General features: G+C 57.0%; 18 protein-coding genes. 14 read left to right on the plus strand and 4 right to left on the minus strand.

Going from position 1 to position 17,332, the window contains the following annotated elements; translation table 11 throughout:
- Window positions 1–12: 12 nt before the first annotated feature.
- Window positions 13–2,001: a bifunctional 2',3'-cyclic-nucleotide 2'-phosphodiesterase/3'-nucleotidase gene (locus IRT44_RS11765; protein ID WP_171565458.1), complete on the minus strand. Its 1,989-nt coding sequence runs from the start codon at window positions 1,999–2,001 to the stop codon at window positions 13–15.
- Between the two features lie 186 nt (window positions 2,002–2,187).
- Here IRT44_RS11765 and IRT44_RS11770 point away from each other — a divergent pair, with 186 nt between their 5' ends.
- The gene (locus IRT44_RS11770; protein ID WP_171565457.1) at window positions 2,188–2,766 is read left to right on the plus strand and encodes a BofC C-terminal domain-containing protein; all 579 of its coding nucleotides are present in this window, start codon (window positions 2,188–2,190) and stop codon (window positions 2,764–2,766) included.
- Window positions 2,767–2,796: 30 nt separating this feature from the next.
- Here the strand turns inward: IRT44_RS11770 and IRT44_RS11775 are convergent, their stop codons facing one another.
- Window positions 2,797–3,882, minus strand: coding sequence for a hypothetical protein (locus IRT44_RS11775; protein WP_230076716.1), 1,086 nt, complete (start codon window positions 3,880–3,882; stop codon window positions 2,797–2,799).
- Between the two features lie 133 nt (window positions 3,883–4,015).
- Between IRT44_RS11775 and IRT44_RS11780 the strand changes: the two genes are divergently transcribed.
- From IRT44_RS11780 to yajC, 10 genes are all read left to right on the plus strand, one after another.
- Window positions 4,016–4,207, plus strand: a complete 192-nt coding sequence (locus IRT44_RS11780) for a hypothetical protein (protein ID WP_171565455.1) — start codon at window positions 4,016–4,018, stop codon at window positions 4,205–4,207.
- A 129-nt stretch (window positions 4,208–4,336) separates the two neighbouring features.
- A complete protein-coding gene (ruvC, locus tag IRT44_RS11785; protein WP_171565454.1) occupies window positions 4,337–4,837 on the plus strand; it encodes a crossover junction endodeoxyribonuclease RuvC in 501 nt (166 codons plus the stop codon).
- Entirely contained in the window at window positions 4,834–5,451 is a 618-nt protein-coding gene (ruvA, locus tag IRT44_RS11790) for a Holliday junction branch migration protein RuvA (RefSeq protein ID WP_171565453.1), read from the plus strand. Before ruvC ends, ruvA begins: the two co-directional genes overlap by 4 nt.
- A 4-nt stretch (window positions 5,452–5,455) precedes the next feature.
- Window positions 5,456–6,454 carry a Holliday junction branch migration DNA helicase RuvB gene (gene ruvB / locus IRT44_RS11795; RefSeq protein ID WP_171565452.1) on the plus strand — a complete coding sequence of 333 codons (999 nt, stop codon included), beginning with the start codon at window positions 5,456–5,458 and terminating at the stop codon, window positions 6,452–6,454.
- The gene (locus IRT44_RS11800) at window positions 6,451–6,669 is read left to right on the plus strand and encodes a DUF2905 domain-containing protein (RefSeq protein WP_230076717.1); all 219 of its coding nucleotides are present in this window, start codon (window positions 6,451–6,453) and stop codon (window positions 6,667–6,669) included. The genes ruvB and IRT44_RS11800 overlap by 4 nt, the downstream gene beginning before the upstream one ends.
- A 165-nt stretch (window positions 6,670–6,834) precedes the next feature.
- Window positions 6,835–8,037: a helix-turn-helix domain-containing protein gene (locus IRT44_RS11805; RefSeq protein WP_230076718.1), complete on the plus strand. Its 1,203-nt coding sequence runs from the start codon at window positions 6,835–6,837 to the stop codon at window positions 8,035–8,037.
- Between the two features lie 173 nt (window positions 8,038–8,210).
- A complete protein-coding gene (locus tag IRT44_RS11810) occupies window positions 8,211–10,292 on the plus strand; it encodes a SpoIID/LytB domain-containing protein (RefSeq protein WP_230076719.1) in 2,082 nt (693 codons plus the stop codon).
- Between the two features lie 42 nt (window positions 10,293–10,334).
- Window positions 10,335–11,363, plus strand: coding sequence for a tRNA preQ1(34) S-adenosylmethionine ribosyltransferase-isomerase QueA (queA, locus tag IRT44_RS11815; protein ID WP_171565448.1), 1,029 nt, complete (start codon window positions 10,335–10,337; stop codon window positions 11,361–11,363).
- A 96-nt stretch (window positions 11,364–11,459) separates the two neighbouring features.
- On the plus strand, window positions 11,460–12,590 hold the full coding sequence (gene tgt, locus IRT44_RS11820) for a tRNA guanosine(34) transglycosylase Tgt (protein WP_171565447.1): 1,131 nt from the start codon (window positions 11,460–11,462) through the stop codon (window positions 12,588–12,590).
- 18 nt (window positions 12,591–12,608) lie between these two features.
- The gene (gene yajC, locus IRT44_RS11825; RefSeq protein ID WP_171565446.1) at window positions 12,609–12,905 is read left to right on the plus strand and encodes a preprotein translocase subunit YajC; all 297 of its coding nucleotides are present in this window, start codon (window positions 12,609–12,611) and stop codon (window positions 12,903–12,905) included.
- A gap of 134 nt (window positions 12,906–13,039) precedes the next feature.
- Here the strand turns inward: yajC and IRT44_RS11830 are convergent, their stop codons facing one another.
- Entirely contained in the window at window positions 13,040–13,414 is a 375-nt protein-coding gene (locus IRT44_RS11830; protein ID WP_230076720.1) for a TIGR04086 family membrane protein, read from the minus strand.
- Window positions 13,415–13,545: 131 nt separating this feature from the next.
- Between IRT44_RS11830 and corA the strand changes: the two genes are divergently transcribed.
- Both corA and IRT44_RS11840 read left to right on the plus strand, forming a co-directional pair.
- Complete coding sequence (gene corA, locus IRT44_RS11835) at window positions 13,546–14,523, plus strand: magnesium/cobalt transporter CorA (protein WP_171565444.1); 978 nt, start codon at window positions 13,546–13,548, stop codon at window positions 14,521–14,523.
- A 95-nt stretch (window positions 14,524–14,618) separates the two neighbouring features.
- Window positions 14,619–15,332, plus strand: coding sequence for a DUF421 domain-containing protein (locus tag IRT44_RS11840; RefSeq protein WP_230076721.1), 714 nt, complete (start codon window positions 14,619–14,621; stop codon window positions 15,330–15,332).
- Between the two features lie 27 nt (window positions 15,333–15,359).
- Here the strand turns inward: IRT44_RS11840 and spoVB are convergent, their stop codons facing one another.
- Window positions 15,360–16,943 (minus strand): stage V sporulation protein B, encoded by a 1,584-nt coding sequence (spoVB, locus tag IRT44_RS11845; protein WP_212132927.1) that lies wholly within the window; start codon window positions 16,941–16,943, stop codon window positions 15,360–15,362.
- A gap of 96 nt (window positions 16,944–17,039) precedes the next feature.
- Here spoVB and IRT44_RS11850 point away from each other — a divergent pair, with 96 nt between their 5' ends.
- Entirely contained in the window at window positions 17,040–17,279 is a 240-nt protein-coding gene (locus IRT44_RS11850) for a post-transcriptional regulator (protein ID WP_230076722.1), read from the plus strand.
- Window positions 17,280–17,332: the final 53 nt, after the last annotated feature.

A 17,332-nucleotide genomic window follows, 5' to 3' on the forward strand; every position in this document is an offset into this window, starting at 1 on the left:
GCTTTTTTCGCGTTACTTGGAGGCTGCCTTGGACAGGTCGATGCTGTATTTGACAAAGCCGTTTTCCAGCGTAGTCAGGTACTTGAGATGCGGCATCTGTTCGGCATAAGGTTTGGCGTCCGGGGACGTGGTGAAGGTCACGTTTACCTTCTTGGTGATCGGAGCGAACGACCAGTTGTTGTCGGCTGCCGGGTTGATTGTCTTTTGGCTGAGGATGTAATCGATCACGACCTGGCGGTTTTCGTCCGGCGAGTCGATGACGATGTTGCTGCCGTCCAGACCCGGGAAGTTGCCGCCGCCGCTGGCCCGGTAGTTGTTGGTCACGACGATGAACTTGTCCTCCGCCTTGACCGGTTTGCCGTTGTACGAGAGGTTCTTGATCCGGTTCGCGTTCGGGTTGACCAACTTACCCTCCCTGTCGTACCTGGACGGCTGGGTGACGTCGATCTGGTAAGTGACCCCGTCGATGACGTCAAAGTTGTAAGTCGGGAAGGCTTCGTTGATCAGCGGCTGCTCCTCCGTCTTGTTCACGTCGATCTGATTGAACTGGCCGGCGGAGCGTTCCAGCCACTCTTTCAATTGCGCGCCGTTCACCAGCACCGCTTTCAACGTGTTGGGGTAAATGTACAGATCGGACACGTTCTTGATCGCGATGGTGCCGGCCGGAATGTTGGTGTAGTAGCTTGCCCCGTTGCGGCCGCCCGCCTTGAACGGAGCGCCTGCAGACAGCACCGGAATGCCCTCATATTCCGTGCCCTTGATGTTTTTCTCCACGTACCACTTTTGAGCGTTGGTGACGATTTGGATGGACGGATCGTCCTGGACCAGCGCAAAATAGCTGTGGATTGGCGAGGTGGTTGTGCCTACTGCAGAACGCACCCACTCGACGGTTTTGTCGTGATCCTCCTTCACGGCATTGACGATGGAGGTGTCCACGTCAGCCAGAGCTTTTTTGTTCGCAGTATCGTAGATCGGGATCGCCCGGGATTCCGCTTCGACGACCTTCCATTTGCCGTTTTCCTGTTTCAGCGTCAGGTCGACCACGCCCAGATGGTTGCCCCAGTAGCCCGGCATGACGGCCGGCTTGCCGTTGATCAGCCCTTTTTTTGCGTCGATGCCCGGGATGTTCTCATAGCCGGGGCCCGGGAAGACAGAGTGGGAGTGGCCAAACAAGATGGCGTCGATGCCGTCCACTTTGCTCAGTTGATAGCTGGCGTTCTCCAGAGTGGTGCCCGCTTCGACGGGGCCAAGTCCGGAGTGGGGAATGGCGACGATGATGTCGGCTCCCTTTTTCTTCATTTCCGGCACGTATTTCTTCGCCGTCTCCACGATGTCCTTGGCGATCACCTTGCCTTCCAGGTTGGACTTGTCCCACACCATGATCTGCGGCGGAACAAAGCCGATCACACCCACTTTCAGCTTGACGTCCTTGCCGCGCTCATCCTTGAACGTGCGCTCCAGGATCAGATAAGGCGTGAACTTGTTCTTGTCGTTGTCCGGGTTGTTGTCTTTGTCGTCCACGTACACGTTGGCGTTGACGTAGGGGAATTTCGCCCCCTTGAGGCTGCGATCCAGATGCTCCAGGCCGAAGTTGAACTCGTGGTTGCCGATGTTGCCGGCATCGTAGTTCAACAGGTTCATCGCCTTGTAAACGGGATGAATCTCGCCGTCCTTGAGCGGTTTTACCCTTGCCACGTAATCGCCCAGCGGATTGCCCTGGATCAGGTCGCCGTTGTCAAACAGCATTGAGTTTTTCACTTCTTCGCGGGCTTTTTTGATCAGCGAAGCAGTCTTGGCCAGGCCGAACTCGTCCGTTTCCTTGTCTTGATAGTAATCGTAGTTGACGATGTGCGTATGGAGGTCGGTCGTCTCCAAGAGGCGCAGTTTCAGTGTGGAGTCCCCGTTGGCGCTTGCCGGTACGAGCGGGAACGAAAGCGCCGCCACAACCAGGGAAGCAGACAGGAGACAGCTGGCCAGCCTGTGTACGCGTGCCTTTTTCATAGGATTGCATTCCTCCCGTGAAAGATAGATTACGTGCAATCATAGTGTATCACGTCTGTAGGGGATTGGGTATATTTTCCACGGGTAGTTGTCGCAAAGATAAGAATTTTGGCGATTCCCGGGTATTTCCTATTAGAAAATTGGCAATGCTAGTTGGAAACAGGTACAAAGGAGTACATGGGTATCATGAGGCGGCATTGGTTGTTTTTCATGTCGTGGACAGCCGTGTTTGCCGTTGGTTTGGCCGGCGGCATTGCGGCAGGAGAATTGATCCGGGACCAAAACGGGAGCGGACTATCCTGGCTGGCTGTGGAGACAGGCGGATCACAGGAGACCGTGAACAAGCCGTACCAGCTGGTGCTGGCTCGCACCTACCTGTGCGGCGTAAAGGATGAAGAAATCAAACAGGTTCCGCACGAGCAACTGGCCCAAGCCCTGGTGGCGTACAGCGGGTGGGAGATTATCGCGTCCGATCCTGCCAAGCTGATCCTGTACAAGCGGGAGAACGATCTGGCTCCGTCGTGCAAGGCAAACGGATACTTCGGCTTGTCGCCCGATGGCGTGCTGACGTTGTTCAATGGCCTGCCGGCGGAGCAGCAGGTGGTGCAGACGTTTTACCGGATTGACACCGCAAAAATGGAAACAAAACTGACCAAGGATAAGCTGGAATCGTTGAAACGGGGCATCCGTGTCCGCGATCTGGCGGAGTACAACAGCGTGCTGTCCACGTACAGTGAGTTTCAGACAGACGAAGAAGAAAGTTGAGATGGGAGGCTGACCCGTTGCGGGCAGCCTTTACTCGTCGGCACATATATCCGTGATTTTCCACGGGGTCCAGGGGGCGGTTCGGCACAAGTGAAACACCCAGCGCCCCTCTTTTTTCTTACCCTCGCTGTTCACGTAGTCGAGGCGCACCGGAATCTCCACAGCGAGGATGTCGTGGGTATCGCCGGGCCGGATCTCCTCGGTTCGTTTGACAGAGTCAATCCCCTGAAGGAACGGGGGCAGCGCAAAGCCGTCCGTGGTCATGCGCAGCGTCTGCGAATCGTGTTCGTGTAAGGAAGTGAGGAAGTAGTCCACGAGTTGGTACGGCGAGGCGGCCATCACCGTTTCCGGCAGTTTTCCCGACGCCTTCAATATCATCAGGCTGTGACTGGGGTCCGGCTCCTTGCGCCGGTGCGTGGAACTGCCCGTAAAGTGGATGCAGAAATGACCGGGGAACTGGTTGCCGCGGATCGCGCCTGCCCCGTGCGGCATGCCGTGCATCGAGGCGGCGAGGTACGTGCCGTTCACCTTCACCAGGATCGCCCGACGCTTCCAGCTCCATTTGCCCTGGTAGATCTCTTTCATGATCCGGGTGTCCTCTTTGGTGAGCGGCTGCACGTCGGCGTGACGGCTGCCCGCCCGCCGCTGCACGCGAAACTGTTTTCCCGTCTCCAAGTCGATGACGGTGGCGTACCCCATTCGTTTGAACATGCGGCGCACTTCGCTCCAGTCAAGCGGTTTGCCGAAGTGGACCTGTTCCAGCCGGTTCACGTACCGATCCAGCTCAGCAGCCGCATCGTTGGGCAAGTGCACGGCAGCATGCCGGTTTTGGTCGTACAGGCGGCCGTCATACCCGTACAAAAACGTGCGGGAGCCGATGGAGACCGTTGCCCTGACGGGTTCGGGAGGGTGGCTGGCAGGGCCGATCGGGCTGCGCAGGATGATTTGAGCCAGCCCGTTTTTTTGACGGATGGACAGCGTGGACAAAAAGTCGGCATTCGGTCCGACGCTGACGACAATCAGCAGTTCGGACGGGGGTGCGGCCGCTGCGGTATGGAGGGGCTGCCACAGCAGCGCAGAGCAGAGGAATAATGTGACGATCAGGACATTACGCACGTCAGGACACCTCCGCGTAATAGTGTGCGCTGCCGGGCGCATCCCGCTTGCGAAGCAAATCTTGCCATCATATCATGCTGATGCTCACGCCAAACTGTTCTCATACGGCGCTTTAAGGAGGGGTCTTGCCAGCATGTCTTCGATGCCTCGAGGAAGCTACAAAGACCAGTTTCACCAGCGTTTGTATGTTCAATTGAACCAGGGGCACAACAAGCTCGACTATCGCCGGATCAACCAGATCCGCGAACAGATGCGTGAAAGCGTGGACGAATACGCGCACATGCTGCACGACGAAGCGGATGCACTGGGATTGAACAAGCACTAGGTGACGCCGTATGCAGTCCGATCCTGTGAAAGGGTCGGGCTTTTTCTTTTGCCGATGGAAATGCACGTTCGCTTTTTCTCCGCTTTGTGGTACAGTAGGAACAGAAACTTGAACGCGGAGAGTGGGCCCATGCGCATCATCGGTATCGACCCCGGCATTGCCATCGTCGGGTTTGGCATCTTGGAAAAACAGGGCAGTAAACTGCGCCCTGTACAGTACGGCAGCATTCAGACGGAGGCGGGCCTGCCGGTGCCGCTAAGGCTGAAACAGATCTTTGAAGCGATGCAGAGCCTGCTTGATACATACCGGCCGGATGAGATGGCCGTTGAGAAGCTGTTTTTCAACAAAAACGTCACGACCGCTTTTACGGTCGGGCAAGCGAGGGGAGTCATCCTGCTGGCCGCCGAGATGGCCGGCATTCCCGTCTACGAATACACGCCCATGCAGGTGAAGCAGGCGGTTACCGGCTATGGCGGAGCAGAAAAAAGGCAGATTCAGGAGATGACGCGAATGCTGCTCCGGTTGAAGGAGACGCCCAAGCCGGATGACGTCGCCGACGCACTGGGCATCGCCATCACCCACGCGCAGTTCCGCGCCTTTATTTCCCTTTCGGAAGGAGCACAACGATGATTGATTTTGTGGAAGGCACGCTGGCTTACCTGGATGCCGAGTACATCGTCATCGAAGCCGGCGGCATCGGCTATCGCCTCTTTTGTCCCAATCCGTACCAGTTCGTCCGGTACGAAGGGACGAAAACCAGGCTGTACACCCATCACCACGTCAGGGAAGACGCGATCCTGCTCTACGGGTTTGCCACGCGGGAGGAGCGCGACTTGTACCGCAAGCTGCTGGACGTCAACGGCATCGGCCCCAAAGGAGCGCTGTCCATCCTGGCCGCCGCGACGCCGGAACAGATCGTGATGGCTGTTCAACAGGAGAATGTCTCCTATCTGACGAAGTTCCCCGGAATCGGGAAAAAGACCGCGCAGCGGATGATCCTTGACTTGAAAGACAAGCTGACCGGCTACACGCCGTCGGCGGTCATGGCTGTTGCCGCGACGGAACTGGCGGCAGGCGAAAAGGCGGCGTCCGCGCTACAGGAGGCGCAGGAGGCGTTGACGGCGTTGGGCTATTCCGACGCCGAGCTGCAGTCGATTCGCGGCGCCCTGTCCGAAGCGGCCAAGGGTGGCGCGCCGGTTGAGCAGTTGATCAAGCAGGGGCTTGCGCTGTTAATGAGGGGGTGAGGAGTTGGATCATCGCATCATTACGACGCAGATGCATGTGGAGGAGGATGCGGCGGAACTGAGCCTGCGTCCCCGCTATCTGAATGAATACATCGGACAGCAGCAGGTAAAGGATAATCTGAAGGTGTTCATCGAGGCGGCCAAAATGCGCAAGGAAGCGCTGGACCACGTCCTGCTGTACGGTCCCCCCGGCCTCGGCAAAACCACCTTGTCGCAAATCATCGCCAACGAGCTGGGGGTAAACATCCGCACCACCTCCGGTCCGGCGATCGAACGGCCCGGCGATCTGGCCGCGCTGCTCACCAATCTGCAGGAGGGCGATGTGCTCTTCATCGACGAGATCCATCGGCTCAACCGCAGCGTGGAAGAAGTGCTGTACCCGGCGATGGAGGACTTTGCCCTGGACATCGTCATCGGCAAAGGGCCGAGCGCACGCAGTGTCCGGTTGGATCTGCCGCCGTTCACGCTGGTCGGGGCCACCACCCGGGCGGGGATGCTGTCGTCTCCGCTGCGGGACCGCTTCGGCGTGGTCAACCGGCTGGAGTTCTACACCGTTCCCGAACTGACGTTTATTGTTACGCGGGCCGCCGACATATTGCAGATCGGCATCACCGAGGGCGGCGCCGAAGAGATTGCCAAACGCTCGCGCGGAACACCCCGCGTAGCCAACCGGCTGTTAAAACGGGTCCGCGATTTCGCCCAGGTGCAGGGTGAGGGCGTGATTACCGCGGAGATAGCCCGGGAAGCGCTGGAGCGCTTGCAGGTGGATGCCTGCGGGCTGGACCACATTGACCACAAACTGTTGCTGGCGATCATCGACCGGTTTGACGGGGGGCCGGTCGGCTTGGACACAATCGCCGCTACCATCGGAGAGGAAGGGCAGACGATTGAGGACGTCTGTGAGCCGTACCTGCTGCAAATCGGCTTCATGCAGCGGACCCCCCGCGGCCGTGTGGTGACGCCGTTGGCTTATCAACACTTTGGTCGGGAGATGAAAGCGTGAATCCGGTAGCCAAACTGCTGATTATTGGAGGAGCCGTGCTGATCGCAATCGGTCTGTTGTGGCAGGTGGGCGGCCGCTTTCTGCCGCTCGGACGCCTGCCCGGAGACATCGAGGTGGAAAAGGAAAACGTCAAGTTTTACTTTCCGATCGTCACCTGCATCGTGATCAGTATTCTGCTGTCGTTGGCCGGATACTTGTTCCGCCTGTTCAAATAGCCATGAAAGACGGAGCCTGCCCTTCAATTGAAGAGCAGGCTCTTTGTTTGATATAGCAGTAAAAATTCAACAAAATTAACAAAATATTTACAAAAATTATTTTTCATGGTACTCTGGCAACAGTATTTACAGATAATGGTTATATACTGTTTGGGGGGCGTACCAATGTCGTTTGCAGAGATGGTAAAGGAACATCGATCTAAAAAGAAGATGACATTAAGCGAATTAGCTGAGAAAACCGGCATTAACAAAAGCGTGCTGTCTCGCATTGAGTCGGGAGCGATTAAGCGTCCGGAATTTTCCAAGTGTCAGAAAATTTCTTCAGTATTGCATATTCCGCATGAGAGTCTAATCTCTTTTTACCTGGACATCTCAGAACGAGCTGACATCATCAAGCGGTTGTTGAAGGAAGCCATCGCCTGCTCGGACAGATACCTCGTCCGCAAAGCGGCTAACAAGCTACTGGAAGCCCCAAAAATGAACGAATTCCTCGCGCTCGATCACTTGCTTCAGGCGGCGAATGCTTCAGACGCAGAGGAAATTAAACTGACGCTTTACGACGTGATGATCGCCCATACAAAAAAGCGCGGCATCCCGTTTTACTTGGCAAAGGCTCTTTTTGAACGCTACCTGATTGAACGTTACGACTTTTACAGGATGGAGGAGTCGTATCGCAGAGGGAAGGAGCTTTTGGTGTATATGGAATACTTGCAGCCCGCGGATCGCATTGAAGCTTACTATCGATTGGGCTTGCAGGCTTACGCGCTAAAATACTTTGACGAGTGCATCAGCCTGTGCAAGGAAGCGGTTGAAAAAGACAGTTCGGTAAACGAATTGCAATCATCAGCGCTTTTAGCCATTACAAACGCGTACATAAATGTGGGCGATTGCATTCTCGCCGAGCTTTACCTGAAGAGGTACGAAAAACATCCCTATTCGCAAGCCAACCGCGCCAGATATCTGCGCGCCCAGCTTTACGTCAAAAATTCGGAATTCGACAAGGCAATTGCAGAACTGAAAGCGTGTCTCGCTGACTCTGCTCACGAAGGTCGTATTGCTATTGCGGTAGATCTTATGGAAGTGTATTTGCAGACCGGAGACAATGACGGGGTAAACGAACTGGTGAAACAGGAAAGCCAATTCATGCCGAAGGTCCTAAATACCCCCAAAAAACTGGAGCATGTGGCGCTGTATTATAAGCTAAAAGGCATGCACGAGTTGGTTGGTAAACAGATCGACGAGGGGTTGGAAAGTCTAACGAAAAGCATCTCGTATTACCAGCTGTTAGGCGCTCATATGGAAATCCATGAGTGCAGCGGGATTGTGCAGGGGTTTCTTTTAGGTTCACATTCATTTTACAAAAAGTAGCTGTTTACATACGTCCTTCTTGCCGACGTCGGCTTCTTTTTGTCTCCAGCAGAAATCTCCCCGGTTCCAAATTCGCAAACGGGGCAGGAAAAATCGCGATTTTGTCGAAAAACATGGGAGTTGATGCCATTTTTCGACGCGCAACAAAACATCGGAGAGGAAGGACGAGCGGCATGTGCAAGCGTTGGATGGGGAAAATCCTTACGGCCGGCCTGCTGTCGGCGACGCTTCTGACGGGACAGGTTCCCGTGGAAGCAGCCGACTCCAACATCAGGGTCGCGCTGTTTATTGATACTGGACAAGGATACCGCGGTGTGGTGCCGGCAGTGACGCTGACCAGCGGCACTGGATTGGAAGTAACGCTCAGTGGCAGCGAGGGAGCGGTAAAACTGCCTGCCTTGGGGGGAAATGCGGCGCGTTTTCGCACCGACGAATATCACCTGCTGGTGACGGAAACGAGTGACCTCAACCGGGCTCAGCAAGTGGCGCAGCAGCTCAGCCAGCGCAAGTGGGACGCTTCCATTCAGGCGGTCCAGCGGGGCGGACAGACGATGTACCAGGTGGTCAGCGGCACGTATGACACGTATCAGGCGGCGGCAGCCCAGGCCCAAACAGTCGCTCAGGCAACCGGGCAGCAGCCGGCGGTCAAAGGACCGATGAGACTGGAAGCGGGCCGCTTCGGCAGTTGGCAGCAGGCGTTGGATGCACAGCAGGCGCTGGCTGGCGCAGGTCTTCCGGCGTACCCGGTGCTGGTGGCGGACAATGGCAAGCTGGAATACGCCGTGTGGATCGGAGACGAAGTGAGCCAAGACTCTGTCCAGAGCCTGGCGCAAAAAGCGGCGGCGGCCAGACCCGGCTATTCCTACCGGGCAGCGGCGAGCCGTGCGTATGCGGTGCTGAAAAAGGACGTGTACGGTTCCGAGACCATATGGAAATACGCGTTCTCGCCGCAAGCCAGGCTGATCGTGGAGCCGAAAAAGGGAGGTGCCCTGCCGCTGATCGGCGTGGAGGAGCGGGACCAGCGCAAGTATCGGGGAAAAATCGAGCTGTCCGAGTACAACGGGCATCTGACGGTCGTGAATGAACTGCCGCTGGAGCAGTACTTGTACGGCGTGGTCGGATCAGAAATGGCTGCGGGCTGGCCGCTGGAAGCGCTCAAGACGCAGGCTGTCCTGGCCCGTACGAGGGCGATCAGCCAAGGGAACAAATACGGCGTGGCCAACGTATCTGACACTGTGTACGAGCAGGCGTACTACGGGTACGGGCGCGAGTCTGCCGACATCCGCCAGGCCGTCGACGAGACGGCAGGCGAAGTAATCAGGTACAGAGGAAAACTGGTTGAATCCCTGTACTATTCCAACGCAGGCGGCATGACCGCCGACGGCACGGAAGCGTGGGGCAATCCTGTTCCCTACCTTCGTCCCGTGCCCAGTGAAGACCGCGGACCGCTGGAAACGGCCAACCGCTGGTACTACGTGGCGCTGACGGACGGCACCCTGGGATATGTGCGCAGCGACCTCATCCGGCTGAACGGGGGCGTCAATCCTGTGGGATTGAAGCAGGCCGTGATCGCGACGGAGGGGACCAACCTGCGGTCCGGTCCCAGCACCACTTACCACCGCGTGCTCACCACGCTGCCCGCAGGGACGCAGGTGACGATCATCCGGGAGGAAGCGGAAGAAAATGCCTACGCTTGGACGCGCGGACCGTTTACAGGGCAAGAAGTGGCGGCGATGGTCAACGCCAGTCAGGACCGCAACAAAGCGCAGCGGGTCGGCGAAACAGTGGAGTCGCTTGTCGTCACCGAACGGGGGCCGTCGGGTCGTGTGCTGGAAATGGAGGCGAACGGCGTGACGCTCAAGGTGTCGTCGCCGGACGCGCACCGCTCCATATTCACACAGGGCGGCGGCAGTTTGCGCAGCACCAAGTTTGACGTGGAGGAAATGGGGACGTTTACGGTGTTGGGCGCGGACGGCAAACGGCGCGAGTACACGCGTGGCGGCAGCGTGGCGGTGCTCGGGGCTGACGGTTGGGAGTCGCCCTCGGCCAACGGCTACAGCGACCAGTTCCTGATTTACAGCGGTGATGGCGATTGGCGCACGCTCAGCAAGCAGCCGATGTTCCTGTTCCGCGGCTACGGCTTTGGCCACGGCCTCGGCGTATCTCAATACGGGGCGAAAGCGATGGCGGAAAACGGGTATGACTATAAACAAATCTTGCAACACTACTACCAGGATGTGACAATTGAGCGGTGATCCCGTCACGGCTCGTTGGACTGCAGATGAGGAGTCGGAATTGTGGACGTACAACTTTTTGATTTTGAACTGCCAGAGCGGCTGATTGCACAGCATCCCCTGAAGGATCGCACGGCGTCGCGACTGCTTGTCCTCGACAAGCGGACAGGGGAGCTGACACACCGCCGCTTTACGGATTTGGTGGAGTACCTGCGGCCGGGCGACGTGCTGGTGCTAAATGACAGCCGCGTGCTGCCCGCGCGCCTGATCGGCGAAAAGAGCGGAACGGGAGCGAAAATAGAAGTGCTCCTGCTCAAGTCGCTTGGCGGCGACCGCTGGGAGACACTGGTCAAGCCGGGCAAGCGGGTAAAGCCGGGGACGGAAGTGGTCTTTGGCGATGGACTGCTGCGCTGTGTCTGCGAAGAAGTGACGGAGACCGGCGGGCGCATTGTCCGTTTTCACTACGACGGGATTTTTTACGAGATACTGGACCAACTCGGCACCATGCCGCTGCCGCCGTACATCCACGAGCAGCTGGAAGACCAGGAGCGCTACCAGACCGTGTATGCCCGTGAACGGGGGTCGGCGGCCGCACCGACGGCAGGCCTTCATTTTACCGAGGAGTACCTGCGCCAGATCGCGGAAAAGGGCGTCGAGATTGCGTATGTCACGCTGCACGTCGGATTGGGCACGTTCCGCCCGGTCACCGCTGATGTCGTGGAAGAGCATGTGATGCACGCCGAGTATTACGAGATTCCGCCGGAGACCGCCGAGACGGTCAACCGGGCCAAGGCGGAAGGCAGGCGTGTGATTGCGGTCGGCACCACCGCCTGCCGGACGCTGGAGACGGTGGGCGGCATGCATGACGGCAGGCTGGCGGCCGGATCGGGCTGGACGGACATCTTCATCTATCCGGGTTACGAGTTCCGGATTATCGACGGCCTGTTGACCAACTTCCACCTGCCCAAGTCAACGCTGGTCATGCTGGTCAGCGCGCTGGCCGGCAGGGAAAACGTGCTGCGGGCATATCGGACTGCGATTGCCGAGGAATACCGCTTTTTCAGTTTCGGAGATGCCATGCTGATTTTGTAATGCCGGGGCTTGTCCCCCGGTTTTTCCTTGTGAAAAGCTGCCAGTTTCTATATAATAGGTGAGAATTACATCCAGAGTTTGAGGAGTGCACACAGATTGGCTGTACGCTACGAATTGATCAAAACCTGCAAGCAGACAGGGGCACGGCTCGGCAAGCTGCATACGCCGCACGGGACGATTGACACCCCTGTGTTCATGCCGGTGGGAACGCAAGCGACCGTCAAGGCGATGAGTCCGGAGGAACTGAAGGAGATCGGTGCCGGCATCATCCTGAGCAACACCTATCACCTGTTTCTTCGGCCCGGTCATGAAATTGTCCGGGAGGCAGGCGGTTTGCACGGTTTCATGAACTGGGATCGGGCGATTTTGACCGATTCCGGCGGATTTCAGGTGTTTAGCCTGAGCAATTTGCGCAAGATTACGGAAGAAGGCGTTTTCTTTCGCTCCCATCTGAACGGAGAAAAGCTGTTTATCGGACCGGAAGAAGCGACGCAGATACAAAATGCGCTCGGCGCCGACATCTTCATGGCGTTTGACGAGTGCGCGCCGTACCCGGCTGAATACGATTACGTGAAGCAGTCGATGGAGCGGACCACGCGCTGGGCGGAGCGCTGTCTGAAAGCCCACACCCGGCCGAATGACCAGGCGCTGTTTGGCATCGTGCAGGGAGGCATGTACAAGGATTTGCGCGAGCAGAGCGCCCGCGACCTTGTCTCGCTCGATTTCCCCGGGTACGCGGTTGGGGGATTAAGTGTCGGTGAACCGTTTTCATTAATGTACGAGGTGCTGGAGCATACGGTACCGCTGCTGCCGTCCAACAAGCCGCGCTACCTGATGGGCGTAGGTTCACCGGACGCGCTGATTGAGGGAGCGATTCGCGGCATCGACATGTTTGACTGTGTGCTGCCCACCCGCATTGCCCGCAACGGGACATGCATGACAAGCCAGGGGAGGCTGGTGATCCGCAACGCCAAGTACGCCCGCGACTTCACCCCGCTGGACCCGAACTGCGACTGCTACACCTGCAAAAACTACACGCGCGCCTACATCCGTCATCTGATCAAGGCAGACGAAATCTTTGGCGTCCGGCTCACCACGTATCACAACCTGTATTTTCTGGTAAAGCTGATGGAACAGGTGCGTCAGGCGATTGCCGAAGACCGGCTGCGCGATTTTCGCGATCAGTTTTTCGCTCAATACGGATTGAGTGAAGATAGATCTTTCTAAGAAAAAAGGAGGACAATCATGCAACAACTGCAAGGCTTTTTGCCCATCATCATCATGTTTGTGATCTTCTATTTTCTGCTGATCCGCCCGCAGCAGAAGCGGCAGAAACAGCGCAATGCCATGCTGGCTTCGCTGAAAAAAGGTGATAAAGTCGTAACCATCGGCGGTATCCACGGCACGATTCAGGATTTGACGGATGATACCGTTACGCTGCGAATTGCCCACAACGTCCACGTTACGTTTGACCGCGGTGCCGTTAACAACGTGGTCTCCGCCAGCGAACCGGCTGCGGAATCGAAGGAAGAGTCGAAATAAGTTTTCATCCACGCGAAAACATCCGGCTACCTCAATGGTGCCGGATGTTTTTTACGTTTGCTGCCTGTCGCATGCGGGGGAAAGACCGGGTGATGCCCGCGGCTTCGGTCACGTAAAACCCTTCCGTAAATTGCTTAGTACTGCTTGGAAACGGAGTTGACGCCGAATATGCCGCCGACAGCCGCTGTCACAAACGCGCCCAGCAGGTACAACAGGGTGCTCCACTGCATGGTCGCATCAAAGCCCAAAAACCCGATCAACAGCACGAGCAGGAAGTAAGACAGACCGGTCAGCCCGCCGTAGTACCAGCCTTTTCCTCCGCAGCGCCGTCCTGTCACATAGCCGCCCAACAAGAGGCCCAGCGCGTTGATGGTGTAGGTGAAATACGGCAGGGTGCTTTCGCGTATGTTGGTAAAGGACAGCAGCAGGGCGGCCAGGAGAGCGCCCGTCAGCACCAGACCGAGCGTGTATAAGAGACCTGTAAATACCGAGGTGGTAGCACTCCGCACGGTTAACCCTCCTCACTGGTCAGTTTGTACCATCTATATGAGGGGCTTGGGCGGCGTATTCATCTTCGCGTTGAACATCGGAAGGAATTTTCGTATGATGGATGAGGAACCAGACGGGGGGTGAGGAATGCGTGATCAAGACTTACTTTTACAACCACTCGGAGCAGAAGATGTACCACGATGTCGACCTGAGCAAAAAGGACGAATGGCTGAAGTCACCGGAAGATTTGCTTTGGATTGACCTGTACGATGTGGGGAACAATGAACTTCAGTACATTGCCAAGATCTTTGATTTCCACCCGCTGGCGATTGAAGACTGTCTGCACGTCAGCCCGCGTGCCAAGGTAGACAAGTACGACGACTACTACTTTTTCGTGTTTCATGCGCTGCGCTACAACGAAGAGAGCGACGACGAAATCACCACGGTGGAACTGAACGTTTTTCTCGGTCCCAACTACATCGTGACGATTCACAAATCGCCAATGAACACGATCGGCCGAATCGCGGCCATGTGCCACCGGAACATCTCCTATCTGAACCGCGGCCCCGACTACCTGCTGTACGCGATCGTGGACGGCATCACCGACGAGTACTTCCCGATCATGGACAGGATCAGCGTGCGGATCGACGAGCTGGAAGACGAGATCTTCGAGCACAGGATGGAGGAGATCACGGAAGAGTTTCTGGCGCTGAAGCGAACGATTATTTTGATTCGTCGCGTGATATTGCCACAAAAGCGGATTTTCGCCAATGTCAATGGACGCTATTCATTTGACATATCCGAGGAAAACGTTCCGTTCTACAGCGACCTGACGGATCACCTGGAGCGGATTGCCGACTCCACGGAGACGTTCCGCGACCTGGTCAACGGCGCGCTGGACACGTACTACACGATCATCAGCGCCAAGACTACCGAGACGATGCGCGTGCTGACGATCATCTCCACGATCATTCTGCCGCTGACGTTCATCACCGGCCTGTTTGGAATGAACACATTCAGTTGGCTGGGCCCGGGGGCGGAGCCGTACATGTTGATCATCGCCCTCGTCGTCATGATCGGCATGACCTTTGCCATGCTGCACATTTTCCGCAAGCGAAAGTGGCTGTAGCACAGCCGGGGTGCGTTTAGTCAAAATTGGCGCTTATACACGTACGGCCTCTCGCGGAGACTAACCACAAACTCTGCGTGGGGAGGCCGACGGAAATGGAAGATCTGACAATCGCGCTGATGCGCACCCTGTTTTCCTACTTCTTCCTTTTGGTTCTGCTGCGCCTCATGGGCAAGCGGGAATTGGGGAAACTGTCCGTATTTGACATCGTCATCTCCATCATGTTGGCAGAGATGGCAGTACTGGCGATTGAAGAGATCGACAAACAGGCGTTCCTGTTCTACGTCCCGATGCTGCTGATCGGACTGCTGGAAATCGGCATGGCGTATCTGTCGATGAAAAACAAGAAGTTTCGCGACGTGGTTGGCGGTTCGGCCGACTTGATCATAGAAAATGGCCAGATTCGTGAAGACGCGATGCGGCGCAACCGGCTCTCTTTTGACGACCTGATGGTTCACCTGCGGCAGAAGAACATCAAGAACCTGGCGGACGTGGAATTTGCCCTCATGGAACCGACCGGGCAGATGAGCGTCTTTCTCAAACAGTCGAAGCAGCCGCTGACCCGGGAAGACCTGAATCTACCGGACCCAAAGCCGCTGGGTGAGGTGACGTTTTCGGGCCTGCCGATCCCGCTGATCCTGGACGGACAGGTGCGGGAGGAGGCGCTGCGAAAAATCGGCCAGAACAAGCTGTGGCTGAAACGGGAAATCCGCAAGTACGGCATCAAGGACATCCGCGATGTCTCATTCTGCAGCATTGACGAGCGCGGGATCATCTATCTGGACACCAAGGACAAACGGCAGCGTTAACGTACCAAGGCGTCAGCGCCGTGGCAATCAGCGCCGCGGGAAAAAGATGGCCAATTGCTCGCCGATCCAGGGAATGCGCTGGACGTCCTGTTTGCCGAGAATCCGCATCGCCACGAGCAGCACCATGTACAAAAGCGTGCTGGCGGCAGAGCAGACGAGCAGCGGCAAGATGACCGTCGCGGTGTCGGCAAACCAGTGAGCAGCCATGTACGAACCGGCGTATCCCATCGCCACCATCGCCGCGCCGATCTTGCACAGCTCCAGCACGTTCACGGTAAAACCGATCACCTTGACCAGGCTGGCGAGGTGCAGGAGCGTGACCAACGTGATGTTGATGTTAAGCGCGATCACCGCTCCGTGAATGCCGAACGGGGGCTGAATCGTGAAGACAAACATCGCAACCGTCTTGACAACAGCGCCGATCAGCGTGTTGCGAAACACCACCTGTGCGTAATCAAGCCCTTGCAGCGCAGCCGCCAGCGGCGCCTGAAAAAAGAGGAAGACGGAAAACGGCGCCATCTCCTTCAACAGCAGTCCCACGTCCGGGTTTTTGTAAAGCAGCCCGCAGAGCGGTTCGGCAAAAATGTACAGCAGGACGGTACACGGTGCTCCGATGACGAGTGTAATCCGCATCGCCTGATAGATGCGCCGATGCACGAGTGGGGCATTTTTTTGATAGGACGCTTCCGCCACGGCAGGAACGAGCGAAACGGACAAGGAATAGGTTAAAAACGTAGGAAACAAGAGCAAAGGGACGGCCATCCCGGCGAATTGACCGTACTGGCTGGTCGCCACCGTCGTCGAGAGTCCGGACATCACCAGGGCAAACGGCACGATCATCGGCTCCAGCACATAGGCGATCGAGCCGACGATCCTGCTCAGGGTGACGGGCAGCGATACGCTGAACAACTGGCGCAGGCTTTCGCGGCTCTGAGAAAAAACAGTCAGCAGCGGCTGTTCCCAGATGCGGGCCGCCGTGTTGCGGCTGGAACGCCGGTACTGCCATAGAATGTACATGAGGCCGGCCGCTTCGCCGAACACGATGCTGCCGACGGCGCCTGCGGTGGCGTATTGAATACCAAACGGCAGGAAGGCGAGCGTCATAACGACCACTGTCCCCATGCGGACCACTTGCTCCACCAACTGCGAGACGGCTGTCGGCGTCATGTTGTGTTTGCCTTGAAAATAGCCGCGCAGCACCAGCGAAATGCTGGCGATCGGGATGACCGGCACCGCGGCCAAGAGGACGATATCGGCCCGGGCATCGGCAAACAGCATTTGTGAGATGCGCCCGGACAGCGCAAGCAACAGCGCGCACAGGATCAGGCTGATACCCCCGGCGACCCCCAGCGCCAGCAGCAGGAACCGGCGGCTCTGCCGGCTGTCCTGAGCCGCCTCCGTTTCTGCTACCTGTTTGGCGATGGCGACGGGCAGTCCAAATGTGGTCACTGTGATGAGAAAGTACAGCAGGGGAACCACCATCTGGTACAAGCCCATCCCTTCCGCGCCGATCAATCGCGACAGGACGATGCGGTTGGCAAAGCCGAGCACCTTGGTCACGCCGCCCGCGATGATGAGGATGACCGTTCCGTAAAAGAAAGACTGTCTCATGGCAGGCTCCTTTACCGCCCAAATTTCGTGAACAGTTCGTACTATAAGAATATGGACGTGCCGCTTGCGGCATGACTACTTTGAGGGGGAGAGCAGATGGACGAGCAGCGCAAACGGGAATGGTACGTACAGGTGGCCGGCCTGTGCGAAAGCAAGGCAGAGGAATTCGCCCTGCTCGGCTACGAAAACGTCACGGCGGAGGACGTCTGGGAGTGCGTCACAGCTGCATACAAGGACATTCCGCCCCTGCATCGCCTGGTCAACGACATCCTGTCGCTGAAACCGACCAAGTACATGAACTGGTTGATGCTGCAAATGTACAAGCAATCCCAGTGAAACTTTTCCCCTTGCCATTCGTAACAGTTGGCTGATGCGAAGAAAAGGGGATG

The organism is Brevibacillus sedimenti (assembly GCF_020923495.1).
Taxonomy (GTDB): domain Bacteria; phylum Bacillota; class Bacilli; order Brevibacillales; family Brevibacillaceae; genus Brevibacillus; species Brevibacillus aydinogluensis.